The 22,902-nt window shown below is 68.6% G+C and carries 23 protein-coding genes and 1 pseudogene; 13 read left to right on the top strand and 11 right to left on the bottom strand.

Annotation, left to right across the window (positions count from 1 at the left end; translation table 11 throughout):
* Positions 1-8: 8 nt before the first annotated feature.
* The gene (gene ald, locus Q0044_RS02510; RefSeq protein WP_298159097.1) at positions 9-1,127 is read left to right on the top strand and encodes an alanine dehydrogenase; all 1,119 of its coding nucleotides are present in this window, start codon (positions 9-11) and stop codon (positions 1,125-1,127) included.
* Positions 1,128-1,311: 184 nt separating this feature from the next.
* On the opposite strand, the gene Q0044_RS02505 is transcribed toward ald, so the two are convergent.
* Entirely contained in the window at positions 1,312-2,094 is a 783-nt protein-coding gene (locus Q0044_RS02505) for a hypothetical protein (protein ID WP_298159095.1), read from the bottom strand.
* A 162-nt stretch (positions 2,095-2,256) separates the two neighbouring features.
* Between Q0044_RS02505 and obgE the strand changes: the two genes are divergently transcribed.
* The 9 genes from obgE to Q0044_RS02460 all read left to right on the top strand — a co-directional run bounded on the left by obgE (position 2,257) and on the right by Q0044_RS02460 (position 10,511).
* Positions 2,257-3,309 carry a GTPase ObgE gene (gene obgE / locus Q0044_RS02500; RefSeq protein ID WP_298159092.1) on the top strand — a complete coding sequence of 351 codons (1,053 nt, stop codon included), beginning with the start codon at positions 2,257-2,259 and terminating at the stop codon, positions 3,307-3,309.
* Positions 3,310-3,524: 215 nt separating this feature from the next.
* Positions 3,525-4,172, top strand: coding sequence for a nicotinate-nucleotide adenylyltransferase (locus tag Q0044_RS02495; protein WP_298159091.1), 648 nt, complete (start codon positions 3,525-3,527; stop codon positions 4,170-4,172).
* Between the two features lie 136 nt (positions 4,173-4,308).
* Positions 4,309-4,809, top strand: coding sequence for a ribosome silencing factor (gene rsfS / locus Q0044_RS02490; RefSeq protein WP_298159089.1), 501 nt, complete (start codon positions 4,309-4,311; stop codon positions 4,807-4,809).
* 169 nt (positions 4,810-4,978) lie between these two features.
* Entirely contained in the window at positions 4,979-5,443 is a 465-nt protein-coding gene (rlmH, locus tag Q0044_RS02485; protein ID WP_298159087.1) for a 23S rRNA (pseudouridine(1915)-N(3))-methyltransferase RlmH, read from the top strand.
* A complete protein-coding gene (locus Q0044_RS02480; RefSeq protein ID WP_298159083.1) occupies positions 5,443-6,492 on the top strand; it encodes a murein hydrolase activator EnvC family protein in 1,050 nt (349 codons plus the stop codon). Before rlmH ends, Q0044_RS02480 begins: the two co-directional genes overlap by 1 nt.
* A 217-nt stretch (positions 6,493-6,709) precedes the next feature.
* Positions 6,710-8,080 (top strand): S41 family peptidase, encoded by a 1,371-nt coding sequence (locus tag Q0044_RS02475; RefSeq protein WP_298159081.1) that lies wholly within the window; start codon positions 6,710-6,712, stop codon positions 8,078-8,080.
* 79 nt (positions 8,081-8,159) lie between these two features.
* Positions 8,160-8,552 (top strand): hypothetical protein, encoded by a 393-nt coding sequence (locus Q0044_RS02470; protein ID WP_298159077.1) that lies wholly within the window; start codon positions 8,160-8,162, stop codon positions 8,550-8,552.
* A 121-nt stretch (positions 8,553-8,673) separates the two neighbouring features.
* Positions 8,674-9,873, top strand: coding sequence for a divergent polysaccharide deacetylase family protein (locus Q0044_RS02465; protein WP_298159075.1), 1,200 nt, complete (start codon positions 8,674-8,676; stop codon positions 9,871-9,873).
* A 140-nt stretch (positions 9,874-10,013) separates the two neighbouring features.
* The gene (locus Q0044_RS02460) at positions 10,014-10,511 is read left to right on the top strand and encodes an RNA pyrophosphohydrolase (RefSeq protein ID WP_298159072.1); all 498 of its coding nucleotides are present in this window, start codon (positions 10,014-10,016) and stop codon (positions 10,509-10,511) included.
* 80 nt (positions 10,512-10,591) lie between these two features.
* On the opposite strand, the gene Q0044_RS02455 is transcribed toward Q0044_RS02460, so the two are convergent.
* The 9 genes and pseudogenes from Q0044_RS02455 to Q0044_RS02415 all read right to left on the bottom strand — a co-directional run bounded on the left by Q0044_RS02455 (position 10,592) and on the right by Q0044_RS02415 (position 17,766).
* Positions 10,592-11,152 (bottom strand): hypothetical protein, encoded by a 561-nt coding sequence (locus Q0044_RS02455; RefSeq protein ID WP_298159070.1) that lies wholly within the window; start codon positions 11,150-11,152, stop codon positions 10,592-10,594.
* Between the two features lie 93 nt (positions 11,153-11,245).
* The gene (locus Q0044_RS02450; protein WP_298159068.1) at positions 11,246-11,812 is read right to left on the bottom strand and encodes a hypothetical protein; all 567 of its coding nucleotides are present in this window, start codon (positions 11,810-11,812) and stop codon (positions 11,246-11,248) included.
* 91 nt (positions 11,813-11,903) lie between these two features.
* Complete coding sequence (locus tag Q0044_RS02445) at positions 11,904-12,140, bottom strand: DUF1272 domain-containing protein (RefSeq protein WP_298159065.1); 237 nt, start codon at positions 12,138-12,140, stop codon at positions 11,904-11,906.
* 18 nt (positions 12,141-12,158) lie between these two features.
* Positions 12,159-12,497 (bottom strand): annotated as a pseudogene (locus Q0044_RS02440) (DMT family transporter); the annotation flags it as partial.
* A gap of 280 nt (positions 12,498-12,777) precedes the next feature.
* On the bottom strand, positions 12,778-13,047 hold the full coding sequence (locus tag Q0044_RS02435) for an ATP synthase F1 subunit epsilon (protein ID WP_298159059.1): 270 nt from the start codon (positions 13,045-13,047) through the stop codon (positions 12,778-12,780).
* A gap of 2 nt (positions 13,048-13,049) precedes the next feature.
* Positions 13,050-14,600: a F0F1 ATP synthase subunit beta gene (atpD, locus tag Q0044_RS02430; RefSeq protein WP_298159056.1), complete on the bottom strand. Its 1,551-nt coding sequence runs from the start codon at positions 14,598-14,600 to the stop codon at positions 13,050-13,052.
* Positions 14,601-14,646: 46 nt separating this feature from the next.
* Positions 14,647-15,525, bottom strand: a complete 879-nt coding sequence (locus tag Q0044_RS02425) for a F0F1 ATP synthase subunit gamma (RefSeq protein ID WP_298159054.1) — start codon at positions 15,523-15,525, stop codon at positions 14,647-14,649.
* A gap of 34 nt (positions 15,526-15,559) precedes the next feature.
* On the bottom strand, positions 15,560-17,095 hold the full coding sequence (atpA, locus tag Q0044_RS02420) for a F0F1 ATP synthase subunit alpha (protein ID WP_298159051.1): 1,536 nt from the start codon (positions 17,093-17,095) through the stop codon (positions 15,560-15,562).
* A 116-nt stretch (positions 17,096-17,211) separates the two neighbouring features.
* Entirely contained in the window at positions 17,212-17,766 is a 555-nt protein-coding gene (locus tag Q0044_RS02415) for a F0F1 ATP synthase subunit delta (protein ID WP_298159048.1), read from the bottom strand.
* Between the two features lie 211 nt (positions 17,767-17,977).
* On the opposite strand from Q0044_RS02415, the gene Q0044_RS02410 reads away from it, so the two are divergent.
* The 3 genes from Q0044_RS02410 to Q0044_RS02400 all read left to right on the top strand — a co-directional run bounded on the left by Q0044_RS02410 (position 17,978) and on the right by Q0044_RS02400 (position 20,715).
* Positions 17,978-18,979 (top strand): cation diffusion facilitator family transporter, encoded by a 1,002-nt coding sequence (locus Q0044_RS02410; RefSeq protein WP_298159045.1) that lies wholly within the window; start codon positions 17,978-17,980, stop codon positions 18,977-18,979.
* Between the two features lie 69 nt (positions 18,980-19,048).
* Positions 19,049-19,879 (top strand): TerC family protein, encoded by an 831-nt coding sequence (locus Q0044_RS02405; protein WP_298159042.1) that lies wholly within the window; start codon positions 19,049-19,051, stop codon positions 19,877-19,879.
* On the top strand, positions 19,879-20,715 hold the full coding sequence (locus Q0044_RS02400; protein WP_298159039.1) for a glutaminyl-peptide cyclotransferase: 837 nt from the start codon (positions 19,879-19,881) through the stop codon (positions 20,713-20,715). The genes Q0044_RS02405 and Q0044_RS02400 overlap by 1 nt, the downstream gene beginning before the upstream one ends.
* A gap of 15 nt (positions 20,716-20,730) precedes the next feature.
* Here Q0044_RS02400 and Q0044_RS02395 read toward each other — a convergent pair whose 3' ends face one another.
* Positions 20,731-22,893 (bottom strand): primosomal protein N', encoded by a 2,163-nt coding sequence (locus Q0044_RS02395; RefSeq protein WP_298159037.1) that lies wholly within the window; start codon positions 22,891-22,893, stop codon positions 20,731-20,733.
* Positions 22,894-22,902: the final 9 nt, after the last annotated feature.

Raw genomic sequence — 22,902 nt, 5'->3', positions numbered from 1 at the left:
GAGATCTGATGCGTGTCGGCGTTCCCAAGGAAATCAAGAAGAACGAACATCGGGTCGGCCTGACCCCCACGGCGGTCCGCGAATACGTCGCCCACGGCCACACCGTCTCGGTCCAGACGGGCGCCGGCCTCGGCGCCGGCTTCACTGACGACGACTACACCCGGGCCGGTGCGGAGATCGTCGCCGACGCCGCGACCATCTTCGCCAACGCCGACATGATCGTGAAGGTGAAGGAGCCCCAGAAGGTCGAGTGGGAGATGCTGCGCGAGGACCAGATCCTCTACACCTACCTCCACCTGGCCCCCGATCCGGAACAGACGAAGGGCCTGCTGGCCTCCAAATGCGCCGCCATCGCCTATGAGACCGTCACCGACGCGCGCGGCGGCCTGCCCCTGCTGGCCCCGATGTCCGAGGTCGCCGGCCGGATCGCCGTCTTCTCGGCCGCCGAGACCCTGCTCAAGCACAACGGCGGTATGGGCCTGCTGTTCTGCGGCGTGCCCGGCGTGGCCCCGGCCCGCGTCCTCGTCCTCGGCGGCGGTGTCGTCGGCCTGAACGCCGCGCGCATGGCCATGGGCCTGGGCGCCGAGGTCGTGGTGCTGGAACGCTCGATCCCGCGGATGGCCTATATCGACGAGGTCACCAACGGCCGCGTCATCACCCGCTACTCCTCGATCGGCGCGATCGATGAAGAGGTGGTCAAGGCCGACGTTGTCATCGGCGCCGTCCTGGTCCCCGGCGCCGAGGCGCCCAAGCTGATCAAGAAGGCCCACCTGAAGGCGATGAAGCCGGGCAGCGTCCTCGTCGACGTCGCCATCGACCAGGGCGGCTGTTTCGAGACCAGCCACGCCACGACCCACGAGGACCCGACCTACACCGTCGACGGCGTCGTCCACTACTGCGTCGCCAACATGCCGGGCGCCGCCCCGCGCACCTCGTCGGAAGCGCTCAACAACGCCACCCTGCCCTTCGGTCTGGCCCTCGCCGACCACGGTCTGGAAGCGCTGAAGAAGGACCCGCACCTGGCGCGCGGCCTGAACGTCCTCAAGGGCGAGATCACCTATCCGGCCGTGGCCGAGGCCATGGGCCTCGGCTGGAGCGATCCGTTCGGCGTCTGGGCCAAGGGGTAAGCTTCCCTCTCCCGGAGGGAGAGGGCTTGAGCGCACGACGGCGATAGCCGTCGTCCTTGCGCGAAAGGGTGAGGGGTCATGCCCTCACCGGCTGGCGACCAAACCCCTCACCCTTTCGGCTGAAGACGCATCGCTTCGCTCTGCGGGCCTCAAGCCCTCTCCCTATGGGAGAGGGTTTTGCGCTTCAGGCCTGAACCGACGCCCCGCCCGACGTCAGCTCCGGCGCTCCGGTCGGGGCCATGTCGATCGCCTTCTCGAGCTCGGCCATCTCCTTGTCGGCGGCCTTCCAGTCGTCCTTGTCCGGCGACCTCGGATGGGTCCAGTTGGCCTTGATCTTGTCGCGCGCCTCCTTCAGCTCGGCGACCGCCATCTTCACCTGCTCGAAAAAGCCCCGGTCGACCATGGCCGCGCCGAGCAGGGCCTCGGCCCGGTCCGCCGTCTCGTCGCGCCCGTCGGCGATCTCGAAGGCGGCGGCATAGGCGGCCTGGGCCCGCTTGATCTCCGCACCAACCGTCGCGGTTTCAGCCCCGGCCTCCGCCTCGACGGCTTCGCCGTCGGCGTCCGTCGGTTCCGCCGGAAGGCCCTTCAGCGCCGTATCGGCGGCCTCGCGGGCGTCCTTCGCGTCGCGGCGCATCATCGCCATCTCGCCGTCGGTGACGTTCTTGCCGCCCGCCTCGACATAGTCCTTCACCGCCGACTTCAGCTCCTTGGCCAGTTCGGCGGTCATCTTCAGCCCCGCCTTCGGGTCGATCTTCACCATCAGCTTCAGCGCATCCATACGTTCCCGCACGGCCTGGACCTTTTTGGCGGCCAACTCCTTCTTCATCGACCGGGCGCTGTCGCGCATCTCCGTCAGCGACGGCAGGCCGAAGCCCGGCGACGTCTCCCCGGCGGACGGGGACTTCCCCTGCAGAGGGGTGCGCCAGAACGGCAGCGGCTGGGCCGAAGCGGTCGTCAACGAGATCATTCTGATCTCTCCATCAGTGTTCGCCGACACCGTGCACCGGGGACGCTTTCGATCCGCTTAAACGCACCCGCCTGTAAATCGCCGCTCTCTTGGGCTATGGCCCCCGGTCAAGCAGCGCGCGATCGCGTCGCACGCGCCAGCGCCCCTGATTAGAAATCCTCGATGAAGTTCCTCGACCAGGCCAAGATCTACATCCGCTCCGGCAACGGGGGCGCGGGCTCCGTCTCGTTCCGGCGCGAGAAATTCATCCCCAACGGCGGGCCGGACGGCGGCGACGGCGGCAATGGCGGCAATGTCTGGGTCGAGGCGGTCGAGGGGCTGAACACCCTGATCGACTACCGCTACCAGCAGCATTTCAAGGCCGCGACCGGGACGCACGGCATGGGCCGCCAGATGCATGGCGCCAAGGGCGAGGACGTGGTCCTGAAAGTCCCCGTCGGCACCCAGGTGCTGGGCGAGGACAAGGAAACGGTCGTGCTCGACATGATCGAGGTCGGCCAGCGCGAGCTGCTGCTTTCCGGCGGCAACGGCGGCTGGGGCAATGTCCGCTTCAAGGGTCCCCAGAACCAGGCCCCGCGCCACGCCAACCCCGGCCAGGAAGGCCAGGAGATGTGGATCTGGCTGCGGCTGAAGCTGATCGCCGACATCGGACTGGCCGGCCTGCCCAACGCCGGCAAATCGACCTTCCTGGCGGCGGCGTCGGCGGCCCGGCCCAAGATCGCCGACTATCCGTTCACGACCCTGGCCCCCAACCTCGGCATGGTCGACCTGTCCCCGGGCGAACGGTTCGTGATCGCCGACATCCCCGGCCTGATCGAGGGGGCGTCCGAAGGCGCCGGTCTCGGCACCCGCTTCCTCGGCCATGTCGAGCGCTCGGCCTCCCTGATCCACCTGATCGACGGCACCCAGGACGATGTGGCCGAGGCCTATCGCATCATCCGCGGCGAGCTCGACGCCTATGGCGAGGGCCTGGGCGACAAGCAGGAGATCCTCGCCCTCAACAAGATCGACGCCCTGACCCCCGAGGCGCGCGAGGAGAAGGCCGCCGAACTGGAGGCCGTCGCCGGACGTCGCCCCATGCTGGTTTCGGGCGTCTCGGGCGAGGGCGTGCCCGAACTGCTCCGCGCCGCCTGGGCCGAGGTCCGCAAGACGCGCGGCGAGATCGACGAGGAGGGCGACGAGATCGAGACCTCCGCCGAAGGCTGGAAGCCCTGATCCGACTTCCTTCCCTGCATCGGGAGGGACGGTGAGACGTCAGCCTGGCTGAGGACGGGGACCGAAGCGGGCGCTTGCGCCATCGACCCGGTCCCGCCCGGCGCTGCGCTCCGTCGCGAAGTTCGCCCTCCATGGCGACAAGCCGACCGCCGTCGTGTTAGCTGCGTTTTCGTTTGCTCATCCGTGAGCATAAGTCCGCCGCGAGCCCGCCCGCCTTGCCCTTCTTCCACGCCGGTCCCGCGCCCCAGGCGAGCGGCCCCCGATCCGGGGGGCTGAGAGATGGTCTGGGCCTGACCGCCGGGATGAAGGTCGGACTGTTCGGCGGCTCCTTCAATCCGGCCCACGACGGCCATGCCCATGTGGCGGAAACGGCGCTCCAGCGCCTCGATCTCGATCGCGTGATCTGGCTCGTTTCCCCTCAGAACCCCCTGAAGGAGACGCGTCAGACCGCCCCCCTGGCCGACCGGATGGCCTCGGCCGGGACCTTCGCGCGCGGTCCGCACATGGTGGTGTCGGACTTTGAGACCCGGGTCGGCACGACCTGGACCGTCGACACCCTGCGCGCGCTCAGGCGGCGGCACCCGGGCGTGCATTTCGTCTGGCTGATGGGCTCGGACAATCTGGAGAATTTCCACCGCTGGCGGGGCTGGACCGACATCATGCGGATGATGCCCGTGGCCGTGATCGCCCGGCCGGGAAGCCTGCTGGAAAGCCGCGCCGCCCCCGCCGCCCGCCGCTTCGCCGGCCACCGGGTCTCATCGCGCGAGGCCCGTCTCCTGCCCATGATGACGGCCCCGGCCTGGACCTATCTCCGGGCCCCGCTGAACCCGAGTTCCTCGACGGCTCTTCGTGCCCAGAAATGACCTTGAGCGGTCCGGGTGACGTTTTCGGGCTTTCGTGCTAGAGAGCCTCTTTAGTGAACCCTCCCGGAGCCTTCCGCTGACCCCCTCGCCCGCGCACGACGCGCAAGAAGACGCCGTTTCGAACACGGCCCACGAGATGGAGCCGATCGCGCCCATCCACCCGGAAGACGGGGCCGAAGACGGTCACGACGAAGACCTCTCCGACGATTCCGCCGAAGATTTCCCGCTGTTCAGCGCCGACGACGGCGATGAAGACGCCGCGAATTTCGACCGCCAGGGCGTCGTCCCGACCGGCACGACTCCGCTCGAGATCGCCCTGCTGTCCAAGCTGGACGACGACAAGGCGCAGGACATCGTCCTGATCGACCTCCGCGGCAAGTCGCCCATGGCCGACACCATGATCGTGGCCTCGGGCCGTTCGCACCGCCACGTGGGCGCTCTCGCCGACCACCTGTTGCGCACGCTCAAGGAGAACGGCCTCGGCCGCGCCAAGGTCGAGGGCCTGCCGCACTGCGACTGGGTCCTGATCGACGCCGGCGACGTCATCGTCCACCTGTTCCGGCCCGAAGTGCGGATGTTCTACAACATCGAAAAGATCTGGGCCGTCGACAGCGCCCACAGAACGGCGAACGCCTAGGGTCCTTCTCCCCTTGCGGGAGAAGGTGGCAGCCGCAGGCTGACGGATGAGGGGTCACACCGATGGCTGGAGTGAGGGCTGGCGTGGCTGATTTCAAACGTCAGCGTGACCCCTCATCCGACCTCGCTTCGCTCGGCCACCTTCTCCCGCAAGGGGAGAAGGATCGCATATGAAACTCGCCATCGCCGCCATCGGCAAGCCGGGTCGCGGGCCCGAGGCGACGCTCGCCTCGGACTATGCGAACCGGGCCACGGCGGCCGGCCGGGCCCTGGGACTCGGCCCGCTCGATCTGATTGATCTGGAGCCCCGCAAGACCGGCAAGGCGCCCGAGGCTGAACTGCTGCTGGCGGCGGCGGAGGGCGCGCATCTGATCGCCTGCGACGAACGCGGCAAGACCTGGGCCAGCCGCGCCTTCGCCGACCATATCGCGACCCTGCGCGACAGGGGCGAGCGGCGTCTGGTCTTCGTCATCGGCGGGGCGGACGGACTGGACGCGAGCGTCCTCGCCGCCGCCGGATCGACCCTGGCCTTCGGCCCCCAGACCTGGCCCCATGCCCTCGCCCGGGCGATGCTGGCCGAACAGCTCTATCGCGCCGTGACGATCCTGGCCGGATCACCCTATCATCGCGATTGATGAACCGCGCCGCCGTCCTCAGCCTGCTGATCGCCCTCGCCGGCCTGCCCGCCGCCGCCTCGGTCCAGGACGATCTCGAACAGCTCCAGACCCGGTACCGCGACGAGCAGGTCCGCGCCCGCCGTCTGCGCGCCGACGCCCGCGATGCCCAGATCGAGATCACCGCCCTCGACCGCGAACTGGCGACCCTTCGCACCGACCAGACAGCCGATGACTTCCAGCTGTCGGCCCAGCGCCAGCGTCTGCGCGAGCTCGGCCGACGCGAGGCCGCCATCGTCTCCGAACTGGCCCGGGCCCGGGACGGTCAGGGCCGCCTCCTGTCCGCCCTGCAGATGATGAGCCGCAAGCCCCCGCCGCCCCTGCTGGTCCCCGCCGACCGGGCCGTGGACACCGTCCGGGCGGCCATCCTGATGAAGGCCATGGCCCCCGGGATGCAGCGAAGCGCCGCCGCCTTCGCCGCCCGTCAGGCCGAGGTCGCCCGCATCCGCCGCCTCGCCGTCCTGTCCTCGGAACGCCTGCTGACCACAGAGAGCGCCCAGGGCGACCGCCGTGCCGAGATCGAGGACCTGTCCGCCCGCCGCACCGCCCTCCTGGCCGTTTTGCGCGCCGACGCCGCCCGGGCCGAACGCGCCGCCGCCGCCCTAGAGGCCCGCATCCGCAACCTCGGCGGCCGTCCCGCGACAGCCACAGACGCGCCCACGCCCTCCAGCCGCCTGCCCGCCGGCCGCGCCCGGCTGACGACCCCGGTCAGCGGGGCGTCGACGAAATCAGGTCAGGGCGTCCGTTGGGCCGCGCCCGCCGGGCCGGTCGCTTCGCCCGCCGGGGGCCGGGTGGATCATGCGGGCCCGCTCAGCGGCTGGGGCGAGGTCGTAATCCTCGATCTCGGCGGCGGCTGGCGGGCCGTCATCGCCGGGCTCGACACGGTCTCGGTAGGGACCGGCGAACGCGTCGCCGACGGTCAGGCCCTGGGCTCTGCAGGCCGCGGAGGCGAAGTCTATTTCGAGCTCCGCCGCGACGATCGGGCGGTCGATCCGGAGCCGTATCTTTGAAGCGAGGCAGTAGGCGGTAGGGTCGAAGCGCTGCCGCATGGCGCGGCTCAACGCTTCTATTGCCTACTGCCTATTGCCTCCTCAAAGCCGAAACCGCTTCCCAAGCCGACATGACGCTGATTTTATCCAGCGGACGCGGGGCCGCCACGATTTCATCGTGAGGTCCTGCGGCTGACTTCCCGCCTCGCCGCCTTTCGGCGGCTCCGAAAGAGACCGAATGCGTAAACTGCTCATCGCCGGCGCCGCCGTCGCGGCCCTTGGTCTCAGCGGCATGACCGTGGCGTCCCAGACGCCGCGCAACGAAACCTTCCGGATGCTGCAGCTGTTCGGCGACGTCCTGGCGGTCGTGGAACAGGCCTATGTCGTGCCGGTCGACAACAAGAAGCTGATCGAGGCGGCGCTCGCGGGCATGATGACCGCGCTGGACCCCCACTCCAACTACCTCCCGCCCCAGGGGTTCGAAGACCTGCAGGAGCGGACCAGCGGCGAGTATTCGGGCGTCGGCCTGACCATCACCGCCGAGGGCGGCCTGGTGAAGGTCATCTCGCCGATGGACGACAGCCCCGCCGCCCGCGCTGGCGTCCAGGCCGGCGACGTCATCTCGGCCATCGAGGGCCAGAACGCGTCAGGCATGACCGTGACCCAGGTCTCGGAGAAGCTGCGCGGCGCCATGGGCACCTCGGTCACCGTCACCTTCCTGCGCGACGGCGAGGAGCCGCGCGTGGTCACCCTCGTCCGCGAGGTCATCAAGGTCGAATCCGTGACCAGCCGGATGGAGGGCGACTTCGGCTATCTGCGGATCTCGACCTTCAACGAGAACACCGGCCGGGAGCTGACCACCGCGATCGAGAAGATCCGGCGCGACCATCCCGACGTGAAGGGCTTCGTCCTCGACCTGCGCAACAACGGCGGCGGCCTGCTGACGGCGGCCATCGACGTCTCGGACGCCTTCCTGGAGCGCGGCGAGATCGTCAGCCAGCGCGGCAGGAAGCCCGACCAGATCGAACGCTACGCCGCCCGTCCGGGCGACCTGACCGGCGGCCTGCCCCTGGTGGTGCTGATCAACTATGGATCCGCCTCGGCGTCCGAGATCGTCGCCGGCGCCCTGAAGGACCAGGAGCGGGCGACGCTCGTGGGCCTGACCAGTTTCGGCAAGGGCTCCGTCCAGACCGTCATCCCCCTCGGCGGCGGTCGCGACGGCGCCCTGTCGATCACGACGGCGCGCTACTACACCCCCTCCGGCGCCTCGATCCAGAAGATCGGCATTGAGCCCGATCTGGAGGTCGCCCGCACCGAGGCCGAGGCCCGGATCGTGTCCCGCTCCAGCTTCATCTACTCGGAGGCCGCCTATGCCACGGCCCTGGACGCCTCCATCGGCGCCGAGCGCAAGGGCGCCCACACGCCGCGCGAGGCGCCGGGCGAGGACTATGACGAAGACGCAGACTACCAGCTGCAGCGCGCCCTCGACGTCCTGCGCGCCGGCGGCGACCTCACCCGGCTCGCCGCCGCGCCGGAAGGCATTGTGATCAGCGAAGGGACCGTCGAGGTCGCCGCCGTCGAGTCGACCGAGGAGCCCGAAGGGGACTGACCGGAAAACCGGCCTTTCCCGGCTTGCAAAGCGTCGCCATCGGCGGAATCCTGCACTCGCATAACATTGGAGTGCGAACGTGAACCTGCTGTTGTTCGTCGGCGCCCTGGCGCTGGCCGCCCCGCAAGACCTGTCCGCCTATGAAGGGGTCGGCTCAGACACCTTCGCCGCCTGGTCGTTCACGTCCGGGGACGTGACGGTCGACGGCGACGCCCACACGACGTCGGTGCTCGCCCGCTACGTCACCCCCCTGCCGGTCGAGAACAGTTCGGTCACGGTCGCCTACTCGATTCACCGGATCACCTTCCACTGCGCCGCGCGCACGGCGGACTGGACGACCGGCATGAACTACGCCGCCGACGGCTCGGAGATCGTGCACGGCACCGCCGCCACCGGCGAGGCCTGGAGCGAAAACACCCCGGGCTTCGTAGAACTGGCCACCGAGGTCTGCGCCCTCGAGCATTCGCTCTGACCGACCGCAAACATGGATAACGGCGCGTTAGGCTTTCTTAACCGCCGCCCGTTCATAGTCGCAGGCGATGATCGTCGTCCGGAATCCGTCCGGCCGCCAGCTTCCAGAGCGTTCGCCGTCCATGTTCGCCAAGCGTCAGTCCGCCCTCGCCGCCACGGCCGGCGCCGCGCCCACCGGCCGGCTGCCGAAACTCGACCTTAAGTCCGCCCTCGCCGTACTCAGGAAGCCGCCGGTCGCCGTCGGCGCCGCGGGCCTGCTGCTGCTCGGCACGGTCGCCCTGTTCCTGACGGTGCTCGGCGATCCGCGCGCGGGAACCCCGACCGCCCGCGTCGCCCTGCATCGTGAGGCCCCGGTCGAGGCCCCCGCCCCCTCCGGTCTTGAAGCCTTCTCCATGGGCGGGTTCGCCGCCTGGCAGGGTCTCGGCGGCGATCCGATGGGCGACCCCTCCGGCGCGGCCGGCGGCGACGCCCTGATCACCCTGCCCGACGGTGCCACCGTCGCCGGCGGCTCGGCCATCGCCGCCCCTGCCCTGCCCGCCTCGCCCCTGCCCGAGGCCCCCATCGCCGGCCTCAGCCAGCCGGGTCCGCAAGGCGCCCTGCCGGTCATCGCCACCGACGGCCGCGTCCCGGCCCAGGCCTATGCCCGTCCCTTCCAGTCGAACGGAAAGCCGCGCGTCGCCCTGATCGTCGGCGGCCTCGGCCTCAACGCCGTCACCACCCGCGCTGCCATCGAACGCCTGCCGGCCGACGTGACCCTCAGCTTCGTGCCCTACGCCCAGGGCCTTCAGGGCTGGATCAACCTCGCCCGCGCCCAGGGGCATGAGGTCATGATCGAGATCCCGATGGAGCCGACCGGCTATCCCAACAACGATCCCGGCCCCTACACCCTGCTGGCCAACGCCACCCCCGACGACGTCACGGCCCGGATGAACTGGCTGCTGGGCCGCGCGACCGGCTATTTCGGCGTCACCAACTATCTGGGCGACCGGTTCGTGACCTCGGACACCGGCATGGCCTCCTTCCTCGGCGTCCTGCGCCAGCGCGGCGTCGCCTTCCTAGACGACGGCACGGCGCGTCGCCGGCCGGGCGCCTGGGCCCGCGCCAGCGCCGACACCATCATCGACGAGACCCAGACCCCCGCCGCCATCATCGGCCGCCTGAACGCCCTCGAGGCCGCCGCCAAGGCGCGGGGCGCGGCCCTGGGCACCGGCTTCGCCTATCCGGTCACGGTCGAGGCCGCCGCCCGCTGGACCGCCGGTCTGGACGCGCGCGGGCTGCAACTGGCCCCGGCCTCGGCGATGACGCAGCGGCCGGGACGCTGACGCGCAGGCATTAGGCATTAGGCATTAGGCAGTAGTCAGTAAGATCTTCGCCCAGCCTGCGTGTTGGCCAGCGCACGGGTTGCGGGCCACCCGATTTCTCCTTGCTTCCTGCTGCCTACTGCCTACTGCCTACTGCCTCCATGGCTGATCTTTTCCCCACCCACCGCCCCAACGTCGGCGTCGTCCTGTTCAACCGGGACGGCAAGGTCTGGTTCGGCCACCGCGCCGGACAGGACGGCGCGCACGCCTGGCAGTTCCCTCAGGGCGGTGTCGACAAGGGCGAGGACATCGAGGCCGCCGCCCGCCGTGAGCTGGAGGAGGAGACGGGCGTCGTTTCCGCCGACCTTATCGGCCGCACCGAAGGCTGGATCGTCTACGACTTCCCCGAGGCCCTGAAGGCTCAGCACAGGCGCGACGGCCGCAAGCCATGGGACGGCCAGAAACAGGTCTGGTTCGCCTTCCGCTTCACCGGCGACGAGGCCGAGATCCGACTCGACCGGCATGACGAGATCGAGTTCGACGCCTGGCGCTGGGGCGACCTGTCAGAGGCCTGCGACCTCATCGTGCCGTTCAAGCGCCAGGCCTACGAACAGGTCGTGGCGGCCTTCGAGCCGTTTGCGGCCCCTGCGCTCAAGTAGCGAGCGACCGCGTCGCGAGCGTTAGCGCCCGAAGAAAGTGCTCAAGTAGCGAGCGACCGCGTCGCGAGCGGTAGCGTCTCTTAAGACCCCGCGGCCGGGTTCATCACCGTGGCCATGATGCCCGCCTTGCCCCAGTGGGATCCGGCCGGCGGGGTGACGATCTCGATCATGGCAGATTCCGACCCGATCGTGCCGCTGAAGGTGGCAGACCCCGCCGTGGCGTCCGCCGCGATCTCGTTCCAGTCGCCCCCGGCGGCCCGCAGGGCGGCGGTGATGGCCGTGACGTCCGCGGCCGCGACATTGATCGCGGCGACGCGACAGCTGCCCGCCTCGTCGGCGCCGATGGTGATCTGGCCGCTGGCCGAGGCCACGGCGCCGTAGTCGATGGTCGCCGGCATGTCGTGGAAGGCGCCCCGGGTGTCCGGATCGCTGCCGCCGTCGACCAGATCGACATGGGCGGCCGTCAGCGCGGCCGAGGGCGGGTTCAGAGGCAGGTCGCCCATGGCGTTCTTCGCGCACACGCTCTGAACGGCGTACATGAACGCCTCGGCCGGCGTGGCGGTCGCGGTCTGGGCCTGGGCGTGGGACGCCCCGAGGAGGCTGAGGGTCGCCACGAGAGCGAGGCAGCGGAAGGTCGTCATGTCATTCTCCTGTCCTGATGCCGCAGACTAGACCCGCATCCGCTCGGGCCGCGAGTCGAAAATCGTTGTTTTGCAAAGTGAGGGGCCAGAGGCTCACTCCTCCTGGGCGGCCGGGTTCATTACCGTGACGATCAGGCCGGCTGACGGTCCGAAACCGGGGGCGACGGCCGGATCGGCGACCCTGACAAAGACGACGTCTCCGTCCAGGGTGGCCAGAGACTGGGTCACGCCCGGCGCGACCTGACCGGTTTCGGCCCAGTCGTCGAGGGTCTGGAGCCCGGCCTTCATGGCCTCGACATCTGCCGGGGTGACCTCCAGCGCGGCCACCCGGCACCAGGCCAGGGTCTCATCGACGCCGATATTGATCCGTCCGGTGTCCGAGACGACGAAGCCGAAGGCCAGACGATCCGTCTCCATGTCGTGGAAGGCCGCCAGGGTGGCGGGATCGCCCGAGGCGTCGGCCAGAACGACCCGAGGCCCGTTCAGGTCGGCGTTCAGAATGTCGAACGGCAGCCGGCCGGCGACATTGGGCCCGCAGACATGGCGCACGGCATGCAGCAGGGCATCGGCGGGCAGGGAGTCGTTCGTCTGGGCCAGGACCGGCGGCGGCGCCGTACAGGCCAGGACGAGGGCGAGGGCGATCAGGCGTGGTCGCGTCATGGCGGATCCCTTGAAGACCGGGAAAGCCTAGCCATTGACGCGGGGCGGAGCCAGAGGGGCGGATCGCGACCGGCCCCTTCATCGGAAACCGTCAGGAACCGGCCGCTCGCGTGATCCGCCGGGTGCTCGCGGGAAAGCGCGCCAGGGCGGCGGCGGGCCGGATCGGACGCGGGACGAAATTGCCCCCGCAGTTCGGACAGACGTCCTTCAGCGGCCCCGCCACACAGTCGGCGCAGAAGGTGCACTCAAAGGTGCAGATCCGGGCGTCCGGACTGTCGAACGGAAGATCCCGGTCGCAGCCTTCGCAGTTGGGCCGAAGTTCCAGCATTCGCGCCTCCCCGGGGCCTCAGTGCGACGATCCGCCGGGGGCCAGCCGGAAGATGACGAGACCGGTCACGACGAGCAAGGCCGCCACGACCCGCATCACCGTCAGGCTCTCGCCCAGCAGCACCACGCCGACCACGAACGCCCCCACGGCCCCGATCCCGGTCCAGATCACATAGGCCGTCCCCATCGGCAGCGACTTCATCGCCAGGGACAACAGGGCGAAACTGACGCCCATAAAGGCCAGCGTCGCCAGGCTGGGCCACAGCCGGGTGAAACCCTCGGACTGTTTCATGAAATAGGCCCAGACGATCTCGAACAGGCCGGCGATGAGAAGATAGACCCAGGCCATCGGATTCGGCCCTCCTTGCGAAAGGCCGGGCCGTCCCGGGCTTGGCCCGGCGTGCCGCCGGGGCGAGGACGTGGCCTCGTCTTGGGGCGGTTATCTAGTCCGGTTTCGGCCCCGATCAAGTCGATTGGTCAGGTTGGCGGGATTGGCGTCGGGGTTTGACCAGTTTGGCGACGGAAATTGGTCACCTTCGGACCTGCCCTGGCGGACACGACCGAAACGCAAAACAGCCGGCGATGTCCTCGCCGGCTGCCAGCAGATGGATGAGCGCCGTCATGACGGCGCCGAAGCCTCAGGCCGCTGCGACTTCCGTCGCCGCCTCGGCCAGGATGGTCAGGCCGGCGGGGGTCACGTCGGCGAAGCCCCCGTGGACGTTGAAGACGCGCTTCGAGGCGCCGTCGAACACCGTGACCGGGCCTTCGCGCAAGGCGGTCATGAAGGGCGCGTGGTCGGCGAGGACGCCGAAGTCGCCCTCGACGCCCGGCGCGTCGACCTGATCGACGAGGCCGTTGAAGACCTCGCGCTCAGGCGACACCAGCGAGAAGGAGAGTTTGCCGGCCATGATCAGGCGGCTTCCGCGGCCAGCTTGGCGCCCTTCTCGACGGCCTCTTCGATCGCGCCGACCATGTAGAAGGCGGCTTCCGGCAGGTGGTCGTATTCACCGGCCACGATGCCCTTGAACGAGCGGATCGTGTCTTCCAGCGACACGAACTTGCCGGGCGAGTTGGTGAACTGCTCGGCCACGAAGAACGGCTGCGACAGGAAGCGCGAGATCTTGCGGGCGCGCGACACGATCAGCTTGTCGTCTTCCGACAGCTCGTCCATGCCCAGAATGGCGATGATGTCCTTCAGGGCCTTGTACTGCTGCAGGACTTCCTGGACCGAACGGGCGACGTTGTAGTGCTCTTCGCCGATAACCAGCGGGTCCATGATCCGCGAGGAGGAGTCCAGCGGGTCCACGGCCGGGAAGATGGCCTGGGCGGCGATGTCGCGCGACAGAACGGTGCGGGCGTCAAGGTGGGCGAACGAGGCGGCCGGGGCCGGGTCGGTCAGGTCGTCGGCGGGAACGTAGATGGCCTGGATCGAGGTGATCGAGCCCTTCTTCGTGGAGGTGATCCGCTCCTGCAGATTGCCCATCTCGGTCGCCAGGGTGGGCTGATAGCCCACGGCCGACGGGATACGGCCCAGCAGGGCGGACATTTCCGAACCGGCCTGGGTGAAGCGGAAGATGTTGTCGACGAACAGCAGCACGTCCTTGCCTTCCTCGTCGCGGAAGTACTCGGCCTGGGCCAGACCGGTCAGGGCGACGCGGGCGCGGGCGCCGGGAGGCTCGTTCATCTGGCCGTACACGAGGGCGCATTTCGAGCCCTCGGTCGAGCCGCCGTTCTTGGCCGGGTCCACGTTCACGTTGGACTCGATCATCTCGTGATACAGGTCGTTGCCTTCGCGGGTGCGCTCACCCACGCCGGCCAGCACCGAATAGCCGCCGTAGGCCTTTGCGATGTTGTTGATCAGTTCCTGCATCGTCACGGTCTTGCCCACGCCGGCGCCGCCGAACAGGCCGGTCTTGCCGCCCTTGGTATAGGGGCACATCAGGTCGATGACCTTGATGCCCGTGACGAGGATTTCCGACGAGGTCGACTGCTCTTCGAACGACGGCGCCTCGCGGTGGATCGGGCGATACATCGTGGTCTTGATCGGGCCCTGTTCGTCGATCGGCGCGCCGACGACGTTCATGATGCGGCCGAGGGTGCCTGGGCCAACCGGGGCCTGGATCGAGGAGCCCGTGTCCGTCACGGCCTGGCCGCGCGTCAGGCCTTCGGTCGTGTCCATCGAGATGGTGCGGACCATGTTCTCACCCAGGTGCTGGGCGACTTCCAGGACCAGGGTGAAGGGCTCGCCCGTCTTCTGGTCGACGTTCTGGGTGTGCAGGGCGTTGAGGATCGCCGGCAGCTGGCCGGTGAACTCGACGTCCACGACGGCGCCGATGACCTGGGCGATCTTGCCCACGCCGGTGCCGGCCGTGATCACGGTGTTGCCGGTGGCGGCGGCCTTGGGAGCCTTCGGAGCGGCAGGCTTCCGGGCGGCGGGTTTCTTGGCGACGGTGTCGGTCATCGGGAGGGGTCCGTTTCGGTCTTTTATGTCTGTCAGGATCGGAGGATCAGAGCGCTTCCGCGCCGGCGATGATCTCGATCAGTTCGGTGGTGATCTGGGCCTGGCGCTTGCGGTTGTACTGCAGGGTCAGGGCATTGATGAGGTCGCCCGCATTGCGCGTGGCGTTGTCCATCGCGCCCATCTGGGCCGCGAAGAAGCTGGCCTGGTTCTCGTACAGGGCGGCCAGCACCTGGGTCGTGATGTTGCGCGGCAGGACGACGTCGAGGATTTCCTCTTCCGACGGCTCGTACTCATAGACGGCGCCGTTCAGGTTGATCGGCGGGGCGTCGCCGTCGACGACGGCCGGGATCAGCTGTTTGGGCGTCGCGATCTGGGAGATCACCGACTGGAAGCGGCTGTAGAACAGGGTCACGACATCGGCGTTTCCGGCCTCGAACTCGTCCGCGATCAGTTTCGCGATCGGCTCGGCGGCGGCCATGCCGATGACCTTGTGGTCCGACAGTTCGAACGTCTCGATGATCCTGTCGCCGAACAGGCGGGTCAGGCCGTCGCGCGGCTTGCGGCCCACGGCGATGATGCGGACATCCTTGCCGTTGGAGATCAGGGTGTTGATCCGGTCACGGGCGGCGCGGATGACGTTGGTGTTGAAGCCCCCCGCGAGACCCTTGTCGCCGGTGGCGACGACGATCAGGTGCTTTTGATCCTTGCCGGTGCCGGCCAGGAGCTTGGGCGCGCCGTCGCCGGACACGCCGGCCGCCAGGTTAGCGATCACGGCGGCCATCTTCTTCGCGTACGGACGGGCGCTTTCGGCCTGGTCCTGGGCGCGCTTCAGCTTGGCCGCGGCGACCATGTTCAGGGCTTTCGTGATCTTCTGCGTGGACTTCACGCTGTCGATCCGATTGCGCATTTCCTTGAGGCTGGCCATCGGGCGCTACTCTTTCAGCTTCCGGGGGTCAGGCTTAGGCGAAGGTCTTGGCGAAGGCTTCGATCGCCGACTTCAGCTCGGCTTCCAGCTCCTTGGAGAGAGCCTTGGTCGACTTGATCGCGTCGAGGATCGACTGGTGCGCCGAGTGCATGCGGGCCAGCAGTTCCTGTTCGAAGCGGGCGATGTCGGCCACCGCGATCTTGTCGAGATAGCCGCGCGTGCCGGCGTAGATCGACACGACCTGCTCTTCGACGGTCAGCGGCGAGTACTGGGGCTGTTTCAGCAGTTCCGTCAGGCGCGCGCCGCGGGCCAGAAGGTTCTGGGTCGAGACGTCGAGGTCCGAGCCGAACTTGGCGAAGGCGGCCATCTCGCGATACTGGGCCAGCTCGCCCTTGATCGAACCGGCGACCTGTTTCATCGCCTTGATCTGGGCCGAGGAGCCCACGCGCGACACCGAGATGCCGACGTTCACGGCCGGGCGGATGCCCTGGTAGAACAGGTCGGATTCCAGGAAGATCTGGCCGTCGGTGATCGAGATCACATTGGTCGGGATATAGGCCGAAACGTCGTTGGCCTGGGTCTCGATCAGCGGCAGGGCGGTCATCGAGCCCGAACCGTTGTCCTCGTTCAGCTTGGCCGAACGCTCCAGCAGGCGGCTGTGCAGATAGAAGACGTCGCCCGGATAGGCTTCGCGGCCCGGCGGGCGGCGCAGCAGCAGGGACATCTGGCGATAGGCGACGGCCTGTTTCGAAAGGTCATCATACACGATCAGGGCGTGCATGCCGTTGTCGCGGAAATACTCGCCCATGGCGGTGCCGGCGAACGGGGCCAGGAACTGCAGCGGGGCCGGTTCCGAAGCCGTGGCGGCGACGACGATGGTGTAGTCCAGGGCGCCGCGCTCCTCGAGCGTCTTGACGATCTGGGCCACGGTCGAGCGCTTCTGGCCGATGGCGACGTAGATGCAGTAGAGCTTCTCGCCTTCCGACGCGCCTTCGACGTTGATCGACTTCTGGTTCAGGATGGTGTCGATCGCCACGGCGGTCTTGCCGACCTGACGGTCGCCGATGATCAGTTCGCGCTGGCCGCGGCCGACGGGGATCAGGGTGTCGATGGCCTTCAGGCCGGTCTGCATCGGCTCGTGCACCGACTTCCGGGGGATGATGCCCGGCGCCTTCACGTCCACGCGGCGACGCTCGGTGAACTGGATCGGGCCCTTGCCGTCGATCGGCTCGCCCAGCGGGTTGACGACGCGGCCGAGGAGGCCCTTGCCGACCGGAACGTCCACGATCTCGCCCAGGCGGCGGACCTCGTCGCCCTCGGCGATCTGGCTGTCCTGACCGAAGATCACGGCGCCGACGTTGTCGCGCTCGAGGTTCAGGGCCATGCCCTTCACGCCGGCCTTGGGGAATTCGATCATCTCGCCGGCCTGGACGTTGTCCAGACCGTGGATGCGGGCGATGCCGTCGCCGACCGACAGAACCTGACCGACGTCCGAGACGTCGGCTTCAACGCCGAAGTTGGCGATCTGGGACTTGAGGATGGCCGAAATCTCGGCGGCGCGGATGTCCATGTCTGTCTCTCTGTCTTGTCGTTCGGCGCTGTCAGCGTCGGCGGCTGTCTTGGCGCTGTCGGCGGAGCCGTTCAGCAGTGTTGGCGTTTCCCGCGAGCGGCGGATTGCAGTTTACGTCAGGCCCGCTTGAGGGCGAACTTCATCTGGTCGAGCTTGGTCTTCAGCGAGGCGTCGAAGAGTTTCGAGCCGACCTTGACCTTCAGTCCGCCCAGGATCGACGGATCGACGCGGGCGGTCATTTCGGGGGCCTTGCCCAGCGCCTGCGACAGGGCCGAGTGGATTTTGGTCGTCTGGGCGGTCGACAGGGCCACGGCCGAGACGACCTCGGCGGCGACGACGCCGGTGTGGGCCGAATACAGGGTCTCGAAGCCGGTGATCACGGCGCCCAGGTCGCGGGCGCGGCCATTCTGCGCCAGCAGTCCGAGGAAGTTCTTCGTCGTGGTTTCGAACTTCGCCTTGGTCGCGATGGCGACGAGGCCTTTCTGCTGGTCTTCGGCGGCGATGACCGGCGAGTGGGCGAGACGGCGCAGGTCGGCGCTCTCGATCCAGGCGGCCTTCAGCGACTTCAGGTCGGCGCGAACGGCCTCCAGGCGGCCGGTTTCCAGGGCCAGGTCGAACAGCGCCTGAGCGTAGCGCGCGCCGACTTCCGTCGTTCTGAAATCGTCAGCCAAGGCCTGTCCGTCCGCTGTGCGTATCTGTTCAAACGACCGGCCGCGAAACTCGCGCCGGTCAAAGGCTTGTAATGCTTAAGGAAAGCACGCCAAGGGCCGTCTCGCTAGAAACGCCCCCTGGAAGCCGGGCGCCTGATAGCATGGGCTTTTCGCTGTCGCAACCGAAGCCGGGGAACGATACGGTCGCACCCGCTTTCACCCCTGCGACATTATGGCAGCCTCCACCTCAAAGAACGTCATCTTCGCCGCCCTGGCCGGCAACCTGGCCATCGCCACGACCAAGCTGGCCGCCGCCCTGTTCACGGGCTCGGCCGCCATGATGTCGGAAGCGATCCACTCGGCGGTCGACACCGGCAACCAGATCATCCTGCTGATCGGGCTCAGACGCGCCGCCCGGCCGGCGACCGTCAGCCACCCGTTCGGCCACGGACTGCAGCTCTATTTCTACACCTTCGTGGTCGCGGTCCTGATCTTCGGCGTCGGCGCAGTGATCTCCATCGCCCACGGCATCGAGCGCATCCAGTCGCCCGAGCCGATCCAGAACGCCTGGGTCAACTATGTCGTTCTGGGCCTGTCCGTGCTGTTCGAGGGCGCATCGTGGCTGGTGGCGCTGAACGCGTTCAACAGGGAGCGCGAGGGCCGGCCCTTCTTCGCCGTCATCCGCTCATCCAAGGACCCGACGATCTTCACCGTCCTGTTCGAGGACACCGCCGCCCTGGCCGGTCTGGTCGTCGCCCTCACCGGGGTCGTCTGCAGCCATCTGTTCGACCTGCCGGTATTGGACGGCGTCGCCTCGGTCGTCATCGGCCTCATCCTCGCGACCACCGCCGCCTTCCTCGCCGTCGAGAGCCAGAGCCTGCTGACCGGAGAGGCGGCCGACCCCGCCACGCGCGAGGGCATCGAGGCGATCGCCCGCAGCGAGCCCGGCGTCATTGGGCTGAACGACGCCCGCACCATGCATTTCGGCCCGAACGAGATCCTCGTCTGCCTCAGCCTCGACTTCCGCGACGACCTCGCCGCTGCCGACGTCGAGGACACGGTCGCCCGGCTGGAACATCGCATCCGCGCCGCCTACCCCCAGGCCGGCCGGATCTATGTCGAGGCCCAGAGCCTGGCCAGCCACGCGGCCGTCCGGGCCGCGGTGATGGCCGGCGGCGGGGCGGGAGCCCTGGTCGAGCAGGTTCCTGAAGTCACTTCGTCGCGCACTGTGTGATAAGGTCAACTTGAACTCTGTCGCGCGGCATGCGCTACAGGACAAAATCTTCCCGCCAGAGAGACCTTGATGTTCGACAGCATTCTTCCGCTGCTTAGCGACCCGGCCGCCTGGGCCGCCCTCGTCACCCTCGTGGTGATGGAGGTCGTGCTCGGCATCGACAATCTGATCTTCATCTCGATCCTGTCGAACAAGCTCCCGCCCGAGCATCGGCAGAGGGTCCGCCGCATCGGCATCGGCCTGGCCCTGATCATGCGTCTGGGCCTGCTGTCGATCATCGCCTGGCTGGTCGGCCTCATCCAGCCGGTCTTCTCGGTCCTCGGCAACGAATTCTCGTGGAAGGACCTGATCCTGATCGCGGGCGGCCTGTTCCTGATCTGGAAGGCGACCAAGGAGATCCACCACACGGTCGATCCGACCCCGTCGCACGACGTCCTCGACAAGAAGGACGTGGTCATCTCCAACGCCGGCGCGGCGATCGTCCAGATCATCATCCTGGACCTGGTCTTCTCGATCGACTCCATCCTGACGGCCGTCGGCATGACCGAGCACCTGCCGATCATGGTGGTCGCCGTTCTCGCCGCCGTCACCGTCATGCTGCTGGCGGCCGACCCCCTGGCCAATTTCATCGCCAAGAACCCGACCGTGGTCATGCTGGCCCTCGGCTTCCTCCTGATGATCGGCCTGGTCCTGATCGCCGACGGTTTCGGCTTCCACGTGCCCAAGGGCTATATCTACGCCGCCATGGCCTTCTCGGCCGGCGTGGAGGCGCTGAACATGATGGGACGGGCGGCCACATCCAAACAGGAGAAGGCCAGGATCGCGCGTCAGGCCGCCGATCAGGCGGAAGAGCGCGCCAGGGCCGCGGAGGCGGAAGCCGCCGCCGATCCGAGGCACTGATGACCCGGCCGGCGCTCCGTCTAATCGCCGCGTTCGCGGGGCTGATCAGCCTCGCCTTCGCCCCGACCGTGGTTGCACAGACGTCGGCGCCCGCCGCCCCCGTCGCTCAGGCCGTCGCGCCCGCGACCCAGCCCGCCAGACCGCCGCGCTACGGCTACGAGATCGTCGCCGTCTATCCGCACGACCCGGCGGCATTCACCCAGGGGCTGGAGTTCCACGACGGCATCCTGCTGGAGAGCACCGGCCGCCACCCCTCCAGCGTGCGTCGCGTGCGCCTCGAGGACGGCGTGGTCCTCGCAAAGCACGATCTGGACACCCAGTTCTTCGGTGAGGGTCTGACCGCTGTCGGCGACCGCATCCTGACCCTGACCTGGCAGGGCGGGCACGGTTTCGTCTGGGACATCGACGACCTCGAACCGGCCGGGACCTTCTCCTATTCCGGCGAAGGCTGGGGCCTGACCCACGACGACACGCGGGTGATCCTGTCAGACGGCACCGCCTCGCTGCGTTTCCTCGACCCCGTCACCCTGCAACAGACCGGTTCGGTCCCCGTCACCTATATGGGCCGGCCGCTGAACATGCTGAACGAGCTGGAATTCATCGACGGGGAGGTCTGGGCCAACGTCTGGCAGACCAGCTTCATCGTCCGCATCAATCCGGCCACGGGCGCGGTCACGGGCGTCATCGACCTGACCGGCATCCTGCCCGATCCGGTCGCCAACCCGATCGACGACGTCCTCAACGGCATCGCCTGGGACGCAGCGAACCGCCGTCTGTTCGTCACGGGCAAGAACTGGCCGAAATTGTTCGAGATCCGGCTGACCGGGCCCCGCTGATCGGCCCCGTCGCGCCTACAGGAAGCTGTAGGGGTCGACGTCCACCGTCAGCCTGACCGACCCCGGGACCTTCACCCGGCCGAGCCAGGACCGCAGGAACCCCTGCAGGTCGACATCCCGGTCGGCCCGCACCAGCAGCCGCTTGCGCCGTCGTCCCCGGATCAGCCCCAGGGGCGCGTCGGCCGGCCCATAGACCTCCAGCCGCTCCGCATTCGGGATCGCGGCCGCGAGGTCGTTGGCGACCTTCTCCACGGCCATCGCATCGATGCCCGACAGGATGATCGCCGCCAGCCGGCCGTGCGGCGGCAGGGAGGCCGCCTCCCGCTCAGCCATCTCGGCCTCGACGAAGGCGTCCCGATCCCCGGCCGCCAGCGCCATCAGCACCGGATGCTCGGGTGTCCAGGTCTGCAGGATGGCCCGGCCCGGCCTGTCGGCCCGCCCCGCCCGACCGGTGGCCTGGGTCAGCAGCTGGAAGGTCCGCTCCGCCGCCCTCAGGTCCCCGCCACGCAGGCCGAGGTCCGCATCCACCACCCCGACCAGGGTCAGATGCGGGAAATTGTGCCCCTTGGCAGCCGCCTGGGTCGCGACCAGAATATCGATCTCCCCGTCGGTCATCCTCTGGATCAGGGCCCGCATCGCCTTCGGATCAGGAATGGTGTCCGAGCTGAACACCGCCGTCCGGGCCTCGGGGAAGAGCTGGCGCACCTCCTCCTCTACCCGCTCCACCCCCGGCCCGACCGAAACCAGACTGTCCTCGGCCCCACACGACGGACACAGCTTCGGCCGCACCATGGAAAAGCCGGTCAGGTGACAGACCAGCCGTCCGGTGTAGCGATGCTCGACCAGCCAGCTGTCGGTGTCGGGCGAGGTCATCCGGTGCCCGCAGGCCCGGCACAACACCACCGGCGCATAACCCCGCCGGTTCAGGAACAGCAGGGTCTGCTCCCCCGCCAGCAAGGTCTCCCCGATCGCCTCCCGCAGCGGCTGCGACAGCCAGGTCTGGGGGTCGGGCGGGCTCTGCCTCAGGTCCAGCAGGCTGATCTCGGGCAGGACCGCCGCCCCGTGCCGGCTCGACAGTTTCAGCCAGGCGTAGCGTCCCTGATGCGCGTTCCACAGAGTCTCCAGCGACGGCGTCGCCGAGGCCAGGACCACCACCGATCCCTCGATCCGGGCGCGGGCCACGGCCAGGTCGCGGCCGTGATAGACCAGCCCGTCCTCCTGTTTGAACGAGCCGTCGTGCTCTTCGTCGACGACGATCAGCTTCAGGTTCGGGAAGGGCAGGAACAGGGCCGACCGCGCCCCGACCACGATGCTGCAGCGGCCCGCGACCACCGCCTCCCACACCATCCGCCGACGCGGCGGGGCCACGCCCGAATGCCACTCCGCCGGCGCCGACCCGAACCGTTTGGTGATCCGCTCGATCAGCGCCTGGGTCAGGGCGATCTCGGGCAGCAGGATCAGGATCTGGGCCGAGGGGTCGCGCTTCAGCGTCCGCGCCACGGCTTCCAGATAGGCCTCGGTCTTGCCCGACCCGGTGACCCCGTCCAGCAGGAAGGGCTTGAATCCGCCTGCCAGCGTCGCCGCCGACAAGGCGTCCGCCGCTGCCCCCTGGTCCGCATTCAGCCTCGCCGGGGCATGGTCGGGATCGGGCCGGTCGAACGCCGCCTCGGCCTCGATCTCGATGACCTCCAACACTCCCTCGTCCACCAGCCCCTTGACCACCGCCGAAGAGACCCCCGCCCGTCGGGCCAGGTCCGGCCCCGGCATCGCCGCCGCGCCCAGCGCCTCCAGCACCGCAGACCGTCCGGCCGTCGGTCTCGCCGGGACCCGATCCCCGACGTGCCGCAGCCGCCGCTCCGGCCGGGGCCTCGGGGCTCGAAGGCCCTTCAGGGCCGTCGCCGCCATCTCTCCCGGCGGGCTCAGGGTCCAGCGGGCCGCCCATTCGACGAAGTCCACCGTCCCCGGCGGCAGGCGCGGATCGTCCAGCTTCGCCTCGACCGCCTTCAGTCGCCGGTTGGACCCCGTGGTCTCCCGCACCTCGGCCACAATGCCCCGCATCAGCCGCGGCCCCAGGGGGACCGCGACCTGATCGCCGCGCGCCAGATCCATGCCTTCGCTGACCTCATAGTCAAAGGCCTCGTGCACCGGCAGGGGAATCAGAACCGAGGCGACTTTCACCGACAGGTC

The organism is Brevundimonas sp., assembly GCF_027484365.1.
Classification (GTDB): Bacteria; Pseudomonadota; Alphaproteobacteria; order Caulobacterales; family Caulobacteraceae; genus Brevundimonas.
Note: the sequence above shows the minus strand (reverse complement) of the source record. Positions and strands in the feature narration are given on the sequence as shown.